Origin of the sequence: Pedobacter sp., from assembly GCF_035317785.1 — a bacterium.
Lineage (GTDB): Bacteria > Bacteroidota > Bacteroidia > Sphingobacteriales > Sphingobacteriaceae > Pedobacter.
Genome location: NZ_DATHGC010000301.1, coordinates 13,744 through 32,919, shown reverse-complemented (window position 1 = coordinate 32,919; position 19,176 = coordinate 13,744). Strand labels below are relative to the sequence as shown.

Below are 19,176 nucleotides of genomic sequence, written 5' to 3'. Positions count from 1 at the left end.
TTATAGCTGAACACCATGGCGGGCCAGTCACGATAAACAATCATCGCAAACTGATGCGATGGGCCAGGGGGTGCTCAGAGCATGTTTTATCGCTTCTTGAACTGAGCATTGACGAAAGACTGGTTTATGCCTTACAGGTAGCCAGGGAATGGGAAGATGACATGGCGCCAACAGGCAAGGCAATGAAAGCGTCGTTAGCTGCCCATGCTGCAGCAAGAGACGCTTCAAATCCGGTTTTGACAGCCATTGCCCGGTCGGTTGGTCAGGCGGTGGCCACAGCTCATATGGCCGACCATTCCATGGGCGCGGCGTTGTATGCGCTAAAAGCATTGAAACTTGCCGGTAAATCAAGAGAGGAAGAAAGGGAATGGCAAATCAGACAATTACAGCACTTACCTGCGGAAATCGCGACGATGGTGAGAGACAGGATGGCAGAGAAAGGGAAGAGTTTTAAGCTGTAGTTTGATTTTACTATCGCTTGTTTAGCAGCATATCTATGGTCTGGGCAATACGCTGTACCCGTGCCTCATCATGACTTGCAGAATCAATCCAGTCGAGAAGGGCTTTGCGCTCAGATTCGGTATAGCTTTGGTAAGTTTGATAAGCCTCAGGCTCATCCTGAAGACATAATAAAAGATCCTCCGGCGTAGCCATAGGGAGGTTTTCAGCATCTGCATATAAGGTTACATGCACCTTATCCCCCTCTTTTTTACCTGTCTTTTTCCTGATCTCGGCTTTTATGGGAAGGAATAGTCCTCCGTCACGGATGGGCATCAAACCGTAATTGATCAATTCATAATCATCAACAGTACCACTTACCTTGACTGTTCCGAACTTACCTCTATAAGAGGAGCTCACACCCGGGAGCCTCACATAGGTCCAGCCGCCTTTTCCTGGTATCTTTTCCAGCTGGAATATTCCCTCTATAAGTGGCGCTTTTGACATATTGTAATCCGACTTTGTAGCAAGTGTTTCCCGATCAGTTTTAATTTAAGTCCAGTTTTACATATGTGCTTCTGGCCGGATCCTTTTTGTCATAAGTAATGATGAACACCTTATTATACTCCGTTTCTTCCAGTGCTTTTATCGGCTGTTTTTTCATTACCGAATTGAAAATCTGGTCAACTGTATTGGAGTGTCCGGCAATTACTATCGTACTGATACCGGCCTGCAAAATGCCCGGTAACAGGTTAGCGCTATTCAGGATTATCTTAACTGGTGTATCTTGCCCATAGAGTATTGTGGAATGAAGGCTGAAAAAGAGCAGTACGATAAATAATCTTTTCATAGCAACAGATATGTAAATCTTTTTCGAACTTAACGAATCTACGGCAATGCAAGAAAATAAAGCAAAGTTGTTTTAAGGTAGCATAAGCATTTCACTGATTTCCACTACACTAAAGCTTCTTAGCCTCAATCCTCCCGCCCTGGTTAAATATCATTTTAGTCACCTTACCCTGATCATCCTTCACAAACTCCATATTCGCATGGATCACTTTAAAAAAGAATTTGGAACTGGTTTCAGCGAAAGCTTCAATCCTGGATTGTCCTGTAGCCTGCGCATAAACCTGTTTACCTTCACGGGTAATGGTAAGTACAAGTTTTGGGGTAAGCTGATAATCTCCTAAATAACTGTCCAGGTCTTTTTCCGAAACATTAGCAAGTTTGATCTTTTCGGTTTTGTTCAAACCTTTGAAATCGTAAACCGTGGCGATACTGTTGATCAGCTCCTGTATGATTTCCCCATTGTCGGAGTTTACCATAATCACCAAACCGTTGCCGCCCGCCAAACTGCCATAGTAACCGCTCCTGAATCCCTCGTTTGCGCCACCATGGCCAAAATATTTCAGTCCGTTATAGTCCTCAATAAAAACACCCAGAGCTGCCTCAGCATTCATATATGGGGTCAGCCGCAGTTTGGTGGTTTCCTGATCCAGTACTTTCGCCGACCTGCCTTCATAAGCCAGCTGTGTCTCGATGATGTACCTGGCCAGATCCGCAGGGTTCGTCCACAAACCCGCAGGTGCCTGCTCGGGATAAATGTGATATTTACCCTTAACCTCTTTGCCGCCAACATCATAACCGGTAGCTAAAAGACCCCGCTTCAATCCTGCAGGCGACTGGGCAAAAGTACTATTCAGCATCCCCATCGGTTTCAAGACCTGATCAGACATGTATTTTTCGTACCGTTCCTTGCTGATATCTGTAACCATCAGCTGGGTTATGGTTGTCCCGCCCCCGGAATATTGCTGACGGATCCCCGGTTCAAAGACCGACCTCACGGCACCCGAATTGGCAGGTTTTGTACCATTTAAAATCTGAATCACCGATGGCAATGGAGTTCCCGGTTCATACCCGCCAAACCCATGGACACTCAGGCCAGCGGTATGACTCAGCAGATTAGCGGTATTGATCTTTTTCCCCTTCGACAGCGAATCATATGGAAACTTCCAGCTGCTTAAATAAGTATTGATGTCAGCAAACAGATCCAGATGCTTGCTTTTAAAAAGTTTCATCACCCCAACCGCATTGAGCGATTTGCTGATCGATGCGGCCTGAAAAAGTGTTTGATCAGTCACGGGAATTTTCGAAGCAGCATCTGCGACACCATACGCCTTTACCCAGTCAATCTTATAATCCTTTATCACGGCAATACTCAGTCCGTTCACCTTATAGTGTTCCATTCGTTTCTGCAGGTTCATCGGACCTGCATCATTGGTCTGGAGATTTTCTGTCAGGTTATTTTCCACCTGTTTGATACGTTCCTGCACGGTTGACTGAGCGGCTGCGTAATTAAATAGCAGAACGGAAAGGAATAAGGCTAATGCGAATATTGCAGGGAATGATTTATTCATAGTTTATTTCAAATGACTAAGGTACACATCGGGATTCAATCCCTAAAGTTCCAGTTGAGAATCGGCAGCTTTCTTTTCTGATTGGTATTCCAAAGACCAAGCTGTAAACCCTTCAGTTTAGTCGCTTTATTCATCAGGCCAAACTGCAATCCTCTCGCCTTTTGTGAATAATTGATTATTCCAATTTGAAGTCCGTTCATAACATAGCTTTCATTAAACATGGACAGTTGGGCGCCATTATGCTGGCTGGTAATATTCATGATCACACTTATAGAAGCACCGTTCACCTTCCTGTTCATCTGGCCAATATACCCTGCACTGAAGCCGTTTGTGACACAATCGCAGGCTGTGCCTGCCGGCGATAAATTAAACCCGTTGATTCGCTCTGAAGGTGGGGTGGTGGGCGCCTCAAACTCCGCATCATCTTCTGAAATTGGGCTTTGAGGTAAAAGCGGAAGAATGATGCCCGCACCAATGGGTTCCAGTTTAATCCCATTCGTGTGTACGTTTCTGTCCGCATCTTCGTATCCGGAATACAGCCCTACTGAAATGCCATTAATGTTTGAATTTTTTTGATGGAAAGTCCCGACGGGAAAACGATTTGTCCTTTTCTGTGGTTCTTGGGCGTTTGCTGCAACTGTACTTGCAACGAGGAGAAGTGTTATGATTTTCATGTCCATTGTCTTTATGTTTACTCAAATGTATACATCCGCAAACAGGCCTATTAATCTATAACCTCCACTCAGCCGGCGTCATGCAACGTGAAAAACTATTTTGAAAAAACAACTAACATATTTATATCTTTATAGATTAATTAAATGGCTACTCAAACCCGATAATTAGAAAAAACCACAACTAATCACCTTAAAGATTATTCTTTTATGGATTCGCAGCAAGTCAAGTTTTTCCAGGACCTGAATTCGGCCTTACCGGATTATCAAAACCTGGCACAAAGCGTAGCGGGGATACTGGACATCAGCACCAATGAAGCCTATAAAAAAATAAGGGGAACCAGCAACTTAAGCTTGCCGCAGTTACTCAGGCTGGCAGATGCCTTCAATACCCCATTTTCTTATCAGCCAGGCCAGTCAACAACAGTCAGTTTCAACTACTTATACATGAACAGGCAGACACCCAATATGCTGGACTACCTGAAAGACCTGCTGGAAAACCTCAAATTCATCCATCAGCGCAGTGAAAAGCACATCATGATCACTACGGATGACATTCCGATCTTTCATTTCTTCAAATATCCGGAGCTGACCTGCTTTAAGCTGTGGTTCTGGGCTGACAATTCTGCGCTAAAATTTGATCTGGCATCAATCAGCGAAGAAATTATCGCCGTATCACAAGAACTAAACCGGATCTACCTCGAAATCCCCAGTACCGAAATATGGGTCAATGACACCGTTCACGGGACCATAGATCAGGTACGGTATGCACTTGAAGCGGGGCACATCAGCGATAAATCGCTCGCCAGACAAATCGCAGAACAGATCCGTTATTGCCTCGCCGACATGAACATGTATGCGATCAGCGCAAAAAAAACAATCGACCCTAACCACACTTTCAATTGGTACAATTGCGACGTACTGGGCAGCCTCGCTTATTTGGTAGAATTTAAAGAAAGCATGTTGTGCTACAACAGGTTCAACACCTTTAACTACCTGAAAACAGACGATCAGTTTTATTGCACACAGACCAAAGAATGGATGCAGGGCCTGATCAAAAAGTCAGTGGCCTTCAGCGGACAAGGTGAAAAACACCGCAACAAATTTCTCTACACCGCCTTTGCCGCATGTGACCAGCTGATCGCAGAAATTAACGGAGGCTAAGCGCCCGGGCTTCTACCGCACAGACCTGTACCCCAATTCCGCACCGCCGCTTACCGGCAATATTGTTCCTGTGATGAACCTTGCCTTCTCTGACAACAAAAACACACAGGCATCAGCAATGACATCTCCCTCCGGGCAATAGCCCAGCGGATGAATATCATCCAGGTACTTTTCTATAGAAGAAGGATCAACCTGTTCAGCGCTCCATTTCCGCAGCATAGGCGTCCATACTCCAGCAGGCAATACGGCATTAACACGGATATGGTATTGGGCATAATCCAGCGCCATAGATTTGGTCAGCGTATTCATGGCGCCCTTGGTTGCCGTATAGGCAGCGTGGTTGTCCTGACCGATCTCCCCGACCAGGCTGCTGGTATTCAATATACTGCCTTTAGTTCCCTTCAATGCTTCAAAGCCGTATCTTGTGGTATACAACACACTTTTCAGGTTCACGTCCATCAGACGCTGCCACTCCTCATCACTGGTTTCGTGCAATGGCTTTGACGGACTGGCGATGCCCGCATTGTTGTGAATGGCATCTATTCTCCCGTATTTTTCCAACGTTTGTTTGATCGCATGTTCTACATCCGCGGCTTTAGAAACATCACAGGTAATACCCAAATGCTCAGGCCCCAATAATTCTGCCGCCTCTGCCACAGGGCCCGGATTGGAGGCCACGACCACGACCTTTGCGCCTTCATGGGCATAAGCCTTTGCACATTCCAAACCAATTCCGGCCGAGCCTCCTGTCAGGAAAATAATCTTATCTAATAACTGCATCTTCAATTTCTTTAATCGGTATGGAATACTTCTTCCATATTGGTCCATATCTGTTTTTTCGCCGCCGTTTCAGGCAATGGCTGCTGGCAGGGATCTGTTTCCTTCCACCATTTTTGGGTGTTAGGGTCATCCGCCATCTTTTTCATGTCTGCATCAAAATCCTTTCCCACATATTCAAAATAGCTGAACAGGTAATAACTGCTGTCTATTTTTTGGAGATAAATGGAATAGTTCCTGATGTTGCATTGTTTGATCTTTTTCAATACCTCGGGCCAGGCATTGGCATGAAGCTTTTTATAATATTCCATTTTTTCCGGCTTCAGCCCGGTCACCGATCCAAATCTTTTTACGGGGACTTCTGTTTGGTTAGCCTGGCAGGCTGCAAACAGCAGCATGACCAGCACTGCGTAAATTCCAGGTTTTCTCATCATCTGAATATATAATATAAGACCGCTACCACGAGCAGCAACACACCCGAAAGTACTTTATAATTTCCAATTCCGCTCCAGCCCGGACTTTGCAAGGGTTCAAGGGGTGACTTCCAGTACAATCCTGAACTTTCTGCGGTATGCACTACAGGAAAGCGATAGGAAAAGAATACCTGTAAGATCACGCACACGCAAAACAGGTAAAAAGCCATCATCATAAAAGGAATATGTCCGATCAGGGTCTCCGGAAATAATTTATTGATGGCAAACACGACCACCCCAAGCCCCGAGCCGATCCAAAGTGTCAGCTTGGCCGACATGGCCGAAGCACCCTTCCAGAATATTCCAAGCAAAAACACGCAGGTGATGGGCGGTGCGATATGGGCAATGATGTCGTTGATCCCGCTGAATATACTTTCATACTGATTTAACAAAGGAAGTAATCCCAATGAAAACACCAGCGCTATACCCGCAGCGATCTTGCCTGTCAGCACCAGCTGCTTATCAGACGCTTCCGGCTTATACCTTTGGTACATGTCATAACTGACCATAGTAGATATAGAATTCAGTGCGCCTGCCACCTGACTCATCAGTCCAGATAAAAGTGCAGCCACCAATACCCCGATCAGCCCTGAAGGCAAAAGCTGGGTGATCATCAGGGTATAGATCCCTTTTGAATTTACGTTTCCCTCGGCATCGACACCCAAACTGCTTACGTCAAGGTAACCCGCCTTGCTAAGCGTGTAGGCAAACAGGCCCGGCAGCACAAAAATAAACACCGGCAGTATTTTAATGAAGCCGCAAAACAAAGGACCAACTCTCGCGTGGTTTTCATCCTTGGCACCCAGCACGCGCTGAACGATGGTTTGATCCGCACACCAATACCAGATCCCGAGTATCGGGTATCCCAGGAAAACCGTATACCAGGCCATTCCACCTGGATCACCATGCGGACGCATCATAGAAAGCTTATCCATTCCCCCATTGGCTTTCAGCACCTCCGTCATCGGCTGCCAGCCGCCCATTTTATGAAAAGCAGCGTAAGAGATGATGAATGCCCCGGTGAGCAGGACCACCGTTTGAATAGACTCGGTAACCACTACGGCTTTTAGCCCGCCTATGATCGTATAAATAGCAGTGATTAAACAGATAGCAATCACACTGACATACATATTCAGCCCAAAAAGGGTTTTCAATACAATACCGCCCGCAAGCATAGAAAATGCGATGTGAATGATTATGGCGGAGACCACAGAGATCACCGCAAGCCAATCGCGGCTGGAACGGTCATAACGCCTTTCCAAAAAATCAGGCAAGGTAGAAACGCCTGATTTGATATAAAAAGGCACAAAGAACAAGGCCAGCAGGATCAGTGTAAACGCCGCCATCCACTCAAAATTACCGTTCAGCAGTCCGGTATCAAACCCGCTTTGCGCAAGACTCACCAAATGCACAGTAGAGATATTGGTGGCAAATAATGCCAGGCCGATAGCCGGCCACTTTAAAGTCTTGCCGGCAAGAAAATATTCTCCGGCTGCATTGGCCTTACTTCTTCGTCTATGGCGAATACCTGTCCACAAGCCGACGGCCAGTATGCCCAGGATGTAAAGGATGCTAATACTTAAGTCTAAGGATTTTAACATTTGTTTAAATCTATTAAAAAGGTTTCAGGTCACAGCTGCTTCCCGCTTCCATCGGTGTCACATACACCCCGTTGTCTATTTTCACAGGATGCACGAAATGCTTTTGCAAATGCGGGATATGTTCCAGAAACAAAGCTTCATGCCCCATGGAAATGTGGTTGAACAATACCAGGTGCTGGTGCAGCTGACCCATATCGCCTACGTGCGGCACCACCGGAATATTATATTTCCTGCAAAGCAGGCTGATGCTGATGAACTCACTTACACCGCCCACCCTTGCCGCATCGGCCTGTATAAATCCTGCAGAACCTGTTTGCAGATAATTCTTGAAAATGATGCGGTTAGGCACATGCTCACCGAGCGCCAGTTTAGTCGGCGCAATCGCATCGGCAAGGACCTTGTGGGCCAATATGTCATCAGGATGAGTGGGTTCCTCGATCCAGTAGGGCTGCATGCTTTGCAGCGAGGTACATATTTTGATGGCCTGCGGCAAAGTCCATTGCTGGTTCGCATCCAGCATGACTTTGATGTCTGCTCCTGCTACCTCCCGTACAATATGCGAACGGCGGATATCTCTTTCCGGATCGGTGCTGCCAACCTTTAATTTCATCGCGGTAAAACCTTCCGCAACTGCTTTTTTGCAGTTTTCACGCACTTGGTCGTCACTGTAATTGAACCAGCCTATCGAGGTGTCGTATCCGGGGTAACCTGCATTTAAGATCTGCTTGCGTTCTTCTTTTCCCTTCAGGTTATCATTTAACAACTGTACCGCCTGTTCAGGCGTCAGCTCATCTTCCAGGTAAGAAAGGTCCAGTGTCCGGACGATCTGCTCCGGTGAAAGGTCAGTCAGCAACTTCCATAAGGGCACACCTCTTTTTTTAGCCCAGAGGTCATAACAGGCATTGGTTACAGAAGCCAGCGCCAGGTGTACTACACCCTTGTGCGGGCCCAGCCAGCGAAACTGCTGTTCATTTGATAACCGGTTAAACACCGTTCCAAAATCAGCCATCAGTTCTTCAATGTCCTTTCCCTTCAGCTGCTCCGCATAAAATTGGGCTGCCTTGCACACCAGGTCATTCCCTTCACCCAATGTAAAAGCAAAGCCGGTACCCGTCAGTCCGCTGTCGTCTATGAGGTTGGTTACTGCATAAGAGTATACCGGGTCACGGTGGATGGCATCGCTGCCTGCTCCTTTTCCCAGCGGAAATCTGGCGTCACGTACGGCTGTCTTTTTGATCATGTGATGGTGCTGTTGCTTTTTATTTGGTTAAAGGAACTAAATTAACCGCTTCTGCGTCCCCTCACAATAAATTATGTTCCTATTTTAATGGACTATCCTATGAATTAAAAAAATCTGAACAATCTATAGCGCTGCTTGTTAAAACTTTTACATTAACCCTGAATATTATGGAACCATTCAGAATAGAAGTAGCAGACAATGAAGGACTTGGTCACTTTTACAATATTAAAGCACTGGACAAGGATCAGTACCAGATCTACAATGACGAACTGGAGCGGATCGGCACTATTGAAATAGATGAAGAAAATCATGAACACTGCCGTCAAAGCCTGGACTGCAGGATAGACCTCCCGTTGTTAAACTCGATCAGGGACGAGATCCTGCATCATGACGAGCTGGTGCATAGTCATTGACCACCGCAGGCAAAATATAGTTTTCCATCATTTTGTCTACCTGCGGGTGTGCATATGATGCGCCGTATGCGGTAGCCGTGACCACAATAACTAATGGCTGATCCTTAAAAACATAGATTTTATTGCCGCCGTTGCCCGCGCAATAAAAAGTTTCATGTTCGTTACCCGCTACTTTATATTTTTTATTCCAGAACAGGTATCCGTAATATTCACCGGTACGTCCTGTAATTAATTTGTGTTTCGTAAAGGTTTTGCGGATCCATTCTTTTGGAATGATCTGTTTGCCGTTCCATTTGCCTTGGTTTTTATACAATTGCCCGTATTTGGCAAAATCCAGTGCATTCATTTGTATGCTTCCCGCAGTATTGGGTACGTGCTGTGGAGTATACGCCCATTTATAATTGGTAATGGACAAAGGTTTGAAAAGTTTATTGTCAGCATAGCTTTCAAGACCGCCGGGAACTTGTTTGTTTAAAATATCTCCCAGCACAATCACCCCTGCGGTAAAATAATGCCATTTGCTTTTGGCCGTTTCAATTGTGGGCAGACTTAGCGTGAATTTCACCCAATCCGGAGTTACGTACATATTTTCTTCATTACCCGGCGAATTCCCGTCATCGTCATCTCCGTCAAAAGCGGAACTCATCGTAAGCAGGTCTTTGATTGATGCATTTTCCTTTTCAACAGAATAATCATGCAGTGGTCTCAGCTCATAAAACTCCTTCAATGTCTGGTCCTCATTTTTAAGGTATCCATCTCCTATGGCAATCCCGATCATCGTCGAAGCAAAGGATTTACCAACAGAACGGGGATCGTGGAGGGAATCCCTTGCCGAACCATTAAAATATTCCTCAATGAGCAGTTTCCCATTTTTAATGACGACAATACTGGTAATGTGTTTATAGACCCCTTCATTTACATTGCCAATCAATTCCTTGATCTTATTTACATTAAAGTGTTCTTTTGAAACCCGCAGACCCGGATAGGGTTTTACTGGGTTCAGATCAATTTTAGCGATGTCGATATAAACCTTCCTGTGCACCTGCATGTTCAATTGTCCGGAAGCAATGATATCCCCTGTCTTCAGTCCGGATATATTAATATATGGCCGCAGCTCCATTTTAAGCAAATGCTGGCCATCTGTCAGTACACTGTCCCCGCCATTCATCATGAATCGATTCCACATCGACTGGCTCCACCAGCTGCTTTTGTCGCTGATCAGCGGCTTGCTCATCACCGTAACTGTATCCTGAAGCCAGGGCTGAGGTGCCCCGGGCAGTAGATTTGTCTGATAGATCAACTGATTATCTACATAAAACGAAGCCTGGTAATTGCCATACCTGAGCAATGTATCATGATCTATTTCCGGGGCCAGATGGTGCAAATAATTGGTCATGGAATTGCCCATGAAGAACGTCATAAAAAGATCGCTTTTGTTAGTCAGCTCATAAGCACCTAAAAACTCTGCTCCTTTAAGGTCAGGGACAGATACCGGTTTTGAAGAAAACAGGATTTTTCCCGTGTTGGCTTTATGCACCGGGGAGGTAATTCCAGCATTTTTTACAAAATCTTTTTGCTGACCGAACAGGGGTGCTTTGTAAAGCAGCACAGTAATAATTAATAAAAGGCAGACGCGCATATGCAATGAATAATTTTAGTCAAAGCTAGGCTTAAATATAGTTCTGAAATAGAACAGGATTAACATGGTCTGTTTAATAAGAGTTTTCTATATAGTGCCGGCCTGATGTCGTTTAGCTCTTTAAACGTACGGATGAAGTGGCTTTGATCTGCAAATCCGCAGGCCAGTGCGATCTCTGTCAGAGAATATTTTTCTTCAGTCAGCATCCCCATTGAGCGCTCTATTTTAATTGTCCGGATGTATTCACCAAGTGTACAATTGAAATATTTGGAAAATCCCCTGGAGAGGTGAACAGGATGAATAGCTAAAGTATGGGCCAATCCCCGCAAGGTCCAGTTTGTTAAGGGAGAGTCGTTTAAAATCTCCCTGATCTGACGAACCCAGGCCGGAATTTTTCTGCTAAACGTTTCTTCTGTTACTGCAATTCTGCCAAACAGGTCTGCCAGCAAGGCGTTTATATTCAACTGCTGATTGCTGCCCTCAAACTTGGTTTCTTTAAAGATCTTATACATCAGGATCTTTAATTCAGGGTTTAGCAAATTCCTGCTCCCCTCCGTTGAAGAAAAATCCAGCTGCAGGGAGTTAAACCAGCTGGGGTGAAGCTCTATCTGAAACCCGCGGGTAAAGCCGGGGGGTTTTATATTATAATGCGCGTCCTGCCAGTTGTGAAACAGCAAGCTCCCTGCCGGACAATGATAAATTTCTTTTTTATTTCCTTCAATGACACAGCCCTGCAGAATAAAAGTAAAATATGCATTTTCATGATAATGCCAATCCACTTTATCATGCGTGTATTCTGTATCAGTCAGTGTAATTCCGTCCAGGTGAATGGTTTTAGTGGTATCTCCGAAAAATTGACCCGTACTTAGGTTTTTCATACTGAACTTCATTAAATTATTACCAAACTACGTTATTTGTAGCTGATTGCATGATTATTGTTTGTAGATTTATTTTTATCATATGGAAAATTTCGACTGGACCTCATTTACTAAAAAAATAGCGATCAAAGCGCGGCTGTCTGACATTTACAATGCCTGGACCAAATCCAATGAACTGGAAAAATGGTTTTTAGAAAAGGCTACATTCTTCAACGACCAGGAAGATGCCATCAGCAAGTACATCAATGCGACAGGGAGCATCACCTACGAATGGTTCTGGTTTCTTTATGCTGATCCAATGAAGGGCGTAGTTAAGGCCGCAAACGGAAAAGACTTTTTGCAGTTTACTTTTGAGGGCGAATGCCTGGTAGACGTGAAGCTGACCGCTGCAAACGGTTATACCATAGTCGAGCTCAGACACCACAACATTCCGACAGACGACCAGTCCAGGCAATTCATCAGACTGGGATGCTCAAATGGCTGGGCATTTTACCTAACCAATCTCAAATCTGTATACGAAGGCGGTATTGATCTGCGCAATAAGGACAAAAACCTGCCTCCAATGATCAACAATTAAGAATCGATATCCTGCTTCAGCTTCAATTGAATATCTGCTTCTTAAACTGGTTGGGGCTGAGTCCTACTTCTTTCTTGAACAATCTGGAGAAATAAGGCAGGTTTTCAAATCCCAGCGTATAAGCCGTTTCTGCAATATTATTGTCTGAACCTTTTAACAGGTTTTTTGCTTCAGAAATGAGGAAAATATGGATGAGCTCTATCGCGGTTTTACCCGTCTCTTGTTTCAAAAGGTCACTCAGATAACGTGAAGAAATATTGAGCTGATCTGCCATAAAATGAACAGTAGGCAACCCTTTAGTCTGCAAACCGCCATTATCCAGGTAAACCGAAAGCACCTCATTAAACCTGGAAACCATTTTACCGGACAGATCCGTCCTGTTAATGAATTGCCTTTTATAAAAGCGCTGTGAATATTTTAAGATCGAGTCGATATGGCCGATCATGATGTCTTTGCTGTACTCATCCTGGTTGTTGTAATATTCCGCCTCGATTTTATGGTACAGTTCCCAAATGATCTGTTCTTCTTTTGGTGATAAATGCAGGGCTTCGTTGGCTTCGTAGTCAAAGTACCCGTACTTTCTGATCTCGGTGTGCAGGGGATGTCCGTTTAAAAGATCTTCATGCAAATAGATCAGAAAACCGTCTTCTTCAAACTCCAGGTTTTTCATTTCAATGACTTGTCTGGGCTTCACAAAAGACATCGATCCATTTTCATGATCGTATTTAGTCCTGCCATACAAAAACGTGCCGGATTTTAGCTTCTTAAAACCGATCATATAGAAATCAGTCGTGAATTCCGTGACCCCTAAGGTACAGGAGTTCCGGCATTGGACAAGACTAAGCATCGGACTCTCCGGGGCCGGAAGTCCGTTGGCCCGGTGAAGCTCGGCAAGACTTTTGAAATGTTGCATAACAAAATATTATCATATAAATCTACACCATTATCGTGGTGCAGATTTATATTTTGGTTTACATTACGTAATGTTTACAAACTGGATTGCGGTTACTTACCATGAGCAGCGGCAGAAACATCAGCCCATTCTTCCCAGGTAGCCAGCCTATCGGCATATACCTGTTTCGCCCAGGGCAAAGCTACCTTGCCAAGAAACAAGCGCAGCGGCGGATTTTCAGCATCAACCAGTTTCAAAACTGCCTCAGCAGTTGCTTCCGGAACACCAAAGATCTCATCTACCAGGCCCGCCTGAAAATCTGCTTTTACCTGATCGTATGCGGCTATCGGTTCGCTGTAAATAGCTGAGGCACCTGCCCATTCAGTAGAGAATCCATTTGGTTCTATCAACGAAACTTTGATCCCAAAGTCTTTTACTTCAGAAGCCAAAGTTTCACTCAATCCCTCTACTGCAAATTTTGAAGCATTATAAATCCCCAACACAGGAAGTGTGGCCACACCCAGAATGCTGGATACCTGTATAATGTGCCCGCTACCCTGTGCCCTCATGACCGGCAGTACAGCCTGGGTTAACCAGAGCAAGCCAAACACATTGGTCTCGATCTGTTCACGGGCTTCCTGCTCGCTGGTTTCTTCGATAGTGCCAAATAAGCCGTAGCCCGCATTATTGATCAGTACGTCGATCTGGCCGAAATGCGCTTTTGCCTTGCTCACCGCAGCAAAACTGTCGGCCCTGTTGTTTACATCCAGCTGTATGGGCAATACCGCATCACCGTATTTACTCACCAGGTCTGCCAGTGTATCTGTATTCCTTGCGGTAACTACTACTTTATCGCCGCGTTTTAAAAAGGCTTCAGCCCAGATTTTACCAAATCCTCTCGAAGCGCCTGTTATAAAAATTGTCTTTGCCATTGTGATCTTCTTTTTGATTTAATTACACCACAAAGTTATTTTGGAGTACTGACAAGGATTTATACGGAAGTCTGGAATAATGATACATTTTGCGCTTATATCCTGTTTCATCCGTGCTTTATTTTTTTACAATTTTTAAACAGAACTTATACGGAGTTTATACATAGTTCATACAATCAATGCTTGTTTAAACTATGTATAAACTCCGTATGAATTTTGATTGATTTTTGATTTATCATAAAACACAGGCAAAACACAGGTTAATTCCGGTGTCTGCACAGCACAAGCACATATTGCACAATAATACTCAATGCGAATGGCACAGTAATCAGGATATAAACCCATGTATCATTAAAGTAGTTGTAAGCAACAGACGACCGGACAATATTCACTACCCATAACGTCAAAAAACCTGCAAATAACAGGCACACCGCACCCAAAACATAATGAACGGCTGTAAACCGAATTTCTTTCTCAACATTTCTGATGACCAGTCCATTGTACACAATCACCAGCAACATGGCGAAAATTGGCCAGGAATAACTGTTTAGCAGATAAGTCACAAAATAGACCAGAGCCAAAACAACATTTATGTACGACAGAGATTTCAGCATTGTTAAATATACAATTTTGCCCAGCCAACCATGTTCACCTAAAAACTATTCCGGAAGTTTTTTGTTTATCTTTCATAAAATAAAAGATCATGAAGAAAGAAACTAAAATTATAGCAGGTGTATTGGCAGGAGCAGCTCTTGGCGCGGCAGTAGCATTGATATTATCGTCTGATAAAGGCGGCGACATGAAAAATAAAATGACAGACTGGCTTTGTGATCTGATCGATTCTTCCAAAGATAAAATTTCGGATGTGACCGATAGGGTAAAAGATACGTTTGCCAAAGTTACTGCTTAACATTTGAATGAAAATTGCTTTTCATGGTGCAGCACGCGCTGTCACTGGCAGTAAGCACCTCCTTACGCTAAATAACGGTACTCAAATTTTATTGGATTGCGGCTTGTTCCAGGGAATGGGCGATGTGACAGATGGATTAAATGAATCATTTGGATTCGATCCCAAAGGGGTGTCTGTTGTAGTGCTGTCGCATGCACACATTGACCACTGTGGCCTGTTGCCCAGATTGGTAGCCGAAGGCTTTAAAGGCCCTATATACTGTACGCCGGCTACGATGGATCTTGCGCGGATCTTATTGATGGACTCCGCTAAGATCCATGAACAGGATGCTGAGTACGCCAACCGGCATATTAAACTGAAAGAAGACCAGGAAATGCCGCTTTATACTGAGGAGGATGTGGTCAAAACATTAAGTCTGTTTAAGATCGCCGACTACCTCAAAGAAGTAGAAATCACCCCGGATGTCATCTTGTTCTTTACCGATGCCGGACACATCATTGGCAGTGCCGCCGTGCATTTAAAGGTCACTGAAAACGGAAAAGACACCCGCCTCAGCTTTAGCGGAGATGTGGGCCGCTATGGCGATATGATCCTGAAGAGCCCGCAGAATTATCACCAGGCAGATTACATCATTATGGAATCTACTTATGGCGATTCCCTGCACAAAGACCTTGAGCCGATTGAAAATGCTTTAAAAGAGATCATCACCCAAACCTGTCTGGTAAAAAAGGGAAAGGTCATTATACCGGCCTTCAGTGTAGGCCGCACACAGGAACTCTTATTTGCCCTGAATGCGCTGGAACTTAAAAAACAATTGCCTGATGTCCTTTATTATGTGGACAGTCCGCTCTCCAGGCTGGCTACTGAAGTGCTGAAGGATTATCCGGAGTACTATAATAATGGTGTAAAGCAGGTCATGAAGACTGATGATGATGTCTTTAATTTTAAAGGGCTGAAATTCATTGAAAATGTTGAGGAGTCCAAGGCTTTAAATGATGACCCCAGACCGTGCGTGATCATTTCGTCATCAGGAATGGCTGAGGGCGGCAGGGTGAGGCATCACATCAAAAATAACATCGGCAACCGGAAAAATACGATTTTGATGGTCGGCTATGCCTCTCCAGGATCACTTGCCGGACAGCTGATCGCAGGAAGGCACAAAGTGTGGATGTTCAGGCAAGAATATGATGTGGTAGCGGACGTGCGCTCCATTCAATCGATGAGCGCACACGGCGATTATGAGGATCTGCTGCAATTCCTGAAATGCCAGGAACCCGGATTTGTCAGGCAGCTGTTTCTCGTTCACGGGGAATATGACGTGCAGCAGAATTTTGCACGGCGTCTGAAAGATCAGGGTTTTGATCACATTGCAATTCCGCAATATCACCAGGAATTTGAACTGTAAATAAAGGTTTCCGTAAGTTTGCGGAATGGACGTATTTGGCGAAGCCCTAAAAGATCAGTTTACAAGACCTCCCGCAGACATTTTATGGGTACATAATTCTTATGATGAACCCGAGGAAATGCCCGTCGACATCTATTTCAGAAATGAAGCGGAAATGCCCGAACTTGAACTTGAAGCGCTGGAACAATGCAAAGGAAAAGTGCTGGACGTGGGTGCCGGTGTGGGCAGTCATGCGCTGGTACTCCAAAAAAGAGGCTTTGATGTGACCGGCATGGACATATCTGCCGCTGCGGTAACCATTATGAAGCAACGGGGGCTCAAAAAAGCAATCGAGGGAAATATCCTTAAATACAAGGGCGGGAAATACGACACCTTGCTGTTCATGATGAATGGTATTGGGCTTACCGGCTCGCTGGCCGGATTGAAAGCTTTTCTGAAAGAGGTAAAGGGCTTGCTGAACCCCGGCGGACAGCTCGTTTTTGACAGTTCTGACCTGATGTACCTGTACCAGGAAATTGCCTTTCCGGAGCAGGGATATTACGGCGAGGTGAGTTTTCGGTATGAATACAAAAGTATAAAAGGCAGCTGGTTCAAATGGGTATATGTAGACAAGAAAATGCTGAAAGGTATCGCTACGGAGACCGGATGGAATGCAGAGGTCATTTTTGAAGATGAGCATGACCAGTACCTGGCCAGGCTCACCTTAAGGCCTTAAGCCTGTTCTTCCCAGATCATCGCAATATTGATGATCGTTTCCACTGCTTTTTCCATGTCCTCTACCGAAGCCCATTCCTGCTTGCCATGGAACGCATGCTCTCCGGCAAAGATGTTTGGACAAGGCAGCCCCATAAAGGACAGGCGTGATCCGTCAGTTCCGCCTCTGATGCTCTGCTGTTTGGGGCTGATCCCTGCTCTTTTAATGGCCTCAATACCATTTGCGATCACCTGCGGATATTGGTCCAGCACCTGCTTCATGTTGCGGTACTGCTCGCTGATCCTGAGCTGGTAAGTTGAGCTGGGGAAATCCTCGATGATGTTCTGAATGGTCGCATCCAGCAGCTCGCCATATGATTTTAGTTCTTCATCGTCAAATGCCCTGATGATGAACCTTGCCTCTGCCTGCTCCACACTGCCGTTTATGGAAACCGGATGTATAAAACCTTCTTTAAGCTCGGTGGATTCAGGAGAAAGACAGTCTGCAGGCAGCGCACTGATCACATCTGAAAGAATTTTTATGGCGCTTTCCATTTTGCCTTTAGCAAAACCCGGATGCGTGCTCACTCCGTTGATGGTCAATATTGCACCATCGGCAGAAAAGGTTTCATCTTCAATGGAACCCAATGTCTCTCCGTCTATGGTATATCCAAAGTCGGCACCCAGTTTTTTCAGGTCAGCTTTATCTACACCGCGCCCGATCTCTTCGTCAGGAGTGAACAGGATCTTTATCGTGCCGTGTTTGATTTGCGGATTCTCTGTCAGGAATAATGCCGCCTCGATGATCTCTGCCACACCGGCTTTGTTGTCTGCTCCCAGCAATGTGGTACCGCTGGCCGTAATGATGTCATTCCCGATCTGGTCTTTCAGGTCCGGATGCTCATTCATTTTAAGGATTATTGTGTTGTCATCGGGCAATACCAGGTCCTGTCCCTGGTAATTGGGGTGTATGATTGGTTTCACATTTTTCCCGGAACAGTCTGGTGAGGTATCCATATGGGAGCAAAAACAAATTACGGGCACGTTGCTCTTGTCGCTGTTTGAAGGGATGGTGCCATATACATAGCCATATTCGTCAAGATGCGCGTCGCTGATCCCCATGGCTAAAAGTTCATTGGCGAGAACTTTTCCAAGGTCTTTTTGTTTTGCTGTTGAGGGTATGGTTTCAGAAAGCGGATCGGACTGGGTATCGATCTGCACGTATTTAATAAACCGGCCTTGAAGCGATTTGTTTTTATTTTGATATTTTAGCATACTCTAATTGAAAAAACAAAGTTATATATAAGATTACGATTTGACCAGTTACTTAAAGAAGATACTTTTGAAAACAGCACTTACTTCATTTCTGGCGCTCTTCCTTTGTTTCAATGCATTTGCCCAAACCAACTTTAATAAGCTCAGTGCCGGTGCGGGTTATGGCCTTACGCAGTCCTTTACGGATGTCGCAAGAAACGACTTTGCACCATCTGCATATGGCACCCTCGACTACTTCCTCACACCTTTTTTAAGTTTCGGCGGAGAACTCCAGTATGGGAAAATCAAGGCAAGACCTGCAGCTGATGACCCTACTGAAAGGCAGTTTGTCAACGCTTACAAAGCAGCTTCTATAAACGGCAGATTATACCTGGGTGCACTGGTGGACTATGACCAAAGTAATTTTTTAAACGCCATAAAATGGTTCTATATTGGTAGTGGTGCCGGCATCGTCCGCAACAACATTACCAGGGTCACAAGAGTCAATAAGTTTACCGGCAATGATTTCCCGGGCAGAGACGCTTCTTTTGAACTGATGGTGCCGGTAAATGTGGGCATAAGTTATTATTTCCCCAATCAGTCCGGCAACCACAAACTTGCCCTCAATTTAAATCTCCAAAGCAATCTTACGATGGGTGAAGGGCTCGATGGTTATGACAATTCTTCAGAAACCTTCAAAGATGGCTTTCCCGATATCTACAATTTCTACAGCATTGGCATCAAGTACCATTTCGGCGTGCTGGGTCTTTCAAAAAAATCACTGTACTGATGACATTGAAGC

General features: G+C 44.9%; 22 protein-coding genes. 8 read left to right on the top strand and 14 right to left on the bottom strand.

Annotated features, from left to right (window positions below; genetic code table 11):
- The coding region (locus VK541_RS18960) for a putative immunity protein (RefSeq protein ID WP_324371974.1) at positions 1–461 on the top strand (461 nt) is incomplete at its 5' end.
- A gap of 10 nt (positions 462–471) precedes the next feature.
- Here the strand turns inward: VK541_RS18960 and VK541_RS18955 are convergent.
- The 4 genes from VK541_RS18955 to VK541_RS18940 form a co-directional block, all read right to left on the bottom strand.
- Positions 472–945: a YdeI/OmpD-associated family protein gene (locus VK541_RS18955; RefSeq protein ID WP_324371973.1), complete on the bottom strand. Its 474-nt coding sequence runs from the start codon at positions 943–945 to the stop codon at positions 472–474.
- Positions 946–985: 40 nt separating this feature from the next.
- Complete coding sequence (locus VK541_RS18950) at positions 986–1,288, bottom strand: hypothetical protein (protein WP_324371972.1); 303 nt, start codon at positions 1,286–1,288, stop codon at positions 986–988.
- A 109-nt stretch (positions 1,289–1,397) separates the two neighbouring features.
- Entirely contained in the window at positions 1,398–2,855 is a 1,458-nt protein-coding gene (locus VK541_RS18945; protein ID WP_324371971.1) for a serine hydrolase, read from the bottom strand.
- Between the two features lie 35 nt (positions 2,856–2,890).
- Positions 2,891–3,529, bottom strand: coding sequence for an LA_2272 family surface repeat-containing protein (locus VK541_RS18940; RefSeq protein WP_324371970.1), 639 nt, complete (start codon positions 3,527–3,529; stop codon positions 2,891–2,893).
- Positions 3,530–3,736: 207 nt separating this feature from the next.
- On the opposite strand from VK541_RS18940, the gene VK541_RS18935 reads away from it, so the two are divergent.
- Positions 3,737–4,690, top strand: a complete 954-nt coding sequence (locus VK541_RS18935; protein ID WP_324371969.1) for a helix-turn-helix domain-containing protein — start codon at positions 3,737–3,739, stop codon at positions 4,688–4,690.
- A gap of 12 nt (positions 4,691–4,702) precedes the next feature.
- Here VK541_RS18935 and VK541_RS18930 read toward each other — a convergent pair whose 3' ends face one another.
- Genes VK541_RS18930 through VK541_RS18915 form a run of 4 tightly spaced genes read right to left on the bottom strand, consistent with a single transcriptional unit; the run spans position 4,703 to position 8,781 of the window.
- Entirely contained in the window at positions 4,703–5,470 is a 768-nt protein-coding gene (locus tag VK541_RS18930; RefSeq protein WP_324371968.1) for an SDR family oxidoreductase, read from the bottom strand.
- 11 nt (positions 5,471–5,481) lie between these two features.
- Positions 5,482–5,901, bottom strand: coding sequence for an L-rhamnose mutarotase (locus VK541_RS18925; RefSeq protein ID WP_324371967.1), 420 nt, complete (start codon positions 5,899–5,901; stop codon positions 5,482–5,484).
- A complete protein-coding gene (locus tag VK541_RS18920) occupies positions 5,898–7,541 on the bottom strand; it encodes a sodium:solute symporter (protein WP_324371965.1) in 1,644 nt (547 codons plus the stop codon). The genes VK541_RS18925 and VK541_RS18920 overlap by 4 nt, the downstream gene beginning before the upstream one ends.
- 13 nt (positions 7,542–7,554) lie before the next feature.
- Positions 7,555–8,781, bottom strand: coding sequence for an enolase C-terminal domain-like protein (locus tag VK541_RS18915; protein ID WP_324371964.1), 1,227 nt, complete (start codon positions 8,779–8,781; stop codon positions 7,555–7,557).
- A gap of 167 nt (positions 8,782–8,948) precedes the next feature.
- Between VK541_RS18915 and VK541_RS18910 the strand changes: the two genes are divergently transcribed.
- Positions 8,949–9,194 carry a hypothetical protein gene (locus VK541_RS18910; protein WP_324371963.1) on the top strand — a complete coding sequence of 82 codons (246 nt, stop codon included), beginning with the start codon at positions 8,949–8,951 and terminating at the stop codon, positions 9,192–9,194.
- Here VK541_RS18910 and VK541_RS18905 read toward each other — a convergent pair.
- Both VK541_RS18905 and VK541_RS18900 read right to left on the bottom strand, forming a co-directional pair.
- Entirely contained in the window at positions 9,148–10,803 is a 1,656-nt protein-coding gene (locus tag VK541_RS18905) for a serine hydrolase (RefSeq protein WP_324371962.1), read from the bottom strand. The genes VK541_RS18910 and VK541_RS18905 overlap by 47 nt on opposite strands.
- A gap of 89 nt (positions 10,804–10,892) precedes the next feature.
- Positions 10,893–11,711 (bottom strand): helix-turn-helix transcriptional regulator, encoded by an 819-nt coding sequence (locus VK541_RS18900; RefSeq protein WP_324371961.1) that lies wholly within the window; start codon positions 11,709–11,711, stop codon positions 10,893–10,895.
- Positions 11,712–11,793: 82 nt separating this feature from the next.
- On the opposite strand from VK541_RS18900, the gene VK541_RS18895 reads away from it, so the two are divergent.
- Entirely contained in the window at positions 11,794–12,288 is a 495-nt protein-coding gene (locus VK541_RS18895; protein ID WP_324371959.1) for an SRPBCC domain-containing protein, read from the top strand.
- A gap of 22 nt (positions 12,289–12,310) precedes the next feature.
- On the opposite strand, the gene VK541_RS18890 is transcribed toward VK541_RS18895, so the two are convergent.
- The 3 genes from VK541_RS18890 to VK541_RS18880 all read right to left on the bottom strand — a co-directional run bounded on the left by VK541_RS18890 (position 12,311) and on the right by VK541_RS18880 (position 14,726).
- On the bottom strand, positions 12,311–13,201 hold the full coding sequence (locus VK541_RS18890) for an AraC family transcriptional regulator (RefSeq protein ID WP_324371958.1): 891 nt from the start codon (positions 13,199–13,201) through the stop codon (positions 12,311–12,313).
- 92 nt (positions 13,202–13,293) lie between these two features.
- Complete coding sequence (locus VK541_RS18885; protein WP_324371957.1) at positions 13,294–14,112, bottom strand: SDR family NAD(P)-dependent oxidoreductase; 819 nt, start codon at positions 14,110–14,112, stop codon at positions 13,294–13,296.
- A 260-nt stretch (positions 14,113–14,372) separates the two neighbouring features.
- Positions 14,373–14,726, bottom strand: a complete 354-nt coding sequence (locus tag VK541_RS18880; RefSeq protein WP_324371956.1) for a hypothetical protein — start codon at positions 14,724–14,726, stop codon at positions 14,373–14,375.
- 89 nt (positions 14,727–14,815) lie between these two features.
- Between VK541_RS18880 and VK541_RS18875 the strand changes: the two genes are divergently transcribed.
- The 3 genes from VK541_RS18875 to VK541_RS18865 are packed head-to-tail and all read left to right on the top strand — an operon-like array spanning position 14,816 to position 17,142.
- A complete protein-coding gene (locus VK541_RS18875) occupies positions 14,816–15,022 on the top strand; it encodes a YtxH domain-containing protein (RefSeq protein WP_324371955.1) in 207 nt (68 codons plus the stop codon).
- Between the two features lie 7 nt (positions 15,023–15,029).
- On the top strand, positions 15,030–16,427 hold the full coding sequence (locus VK541_RS18870) for an MBL fold metallo-hydrolase (RefSeq protein WP_324371953.1): 1,398 nt from the start codon (positions 15,030–15,032) through the stop codon (positions 16,425–16,427).
- A 25-nt stretch (positions 16,428–16,452) separates the two neighbouring features.
- The gene (locus VK541_RS18865; protein WP_324371952.1) at positions 16,453–17,142 is read left to right on the top strand and encodes a class I SAM-dependent methyltransferase; all 690 of its coding nucleotides are present in this window, start codon (positions 16,453–16,455) and stop codon (positions 17,140–17,142) included.
- Here the strand turns inward: VK541_RS18865 and pepT are convergent.
- Positions 17,139–18,395 carry a peptidase T gene (gene pepT, locus VK541_RS18860; RefSeq protein WP_324371951.1) on the bottom strand — a complete coding sequence of 419 codons (1,257 nt, stop codon included), beginning with the start codon at positions 18,393–18,395 and terminating at the stop codon, positions 17,139–17,141. The genes VK541_RS18865 and pepT overlap by 4 nt on opposite strands.
- Positions 18,396–18,462: 67 nt before the next feature.
- Between pepT and VK541_RS18855 the strand changes: the two genes are divergently transcribed.
- Positions 18,463–19,164, top strand: coding sequence for a hypothetical protein (locus VK541_RS18855; RefSeq protein ID WP_324371950.1), 702 nt, complete (start codon positions 18,463–18,465; stop codon positions 19,162–19,164).
- Positions 19,165–19,176 lie beyond the last annotated feature (12 nt).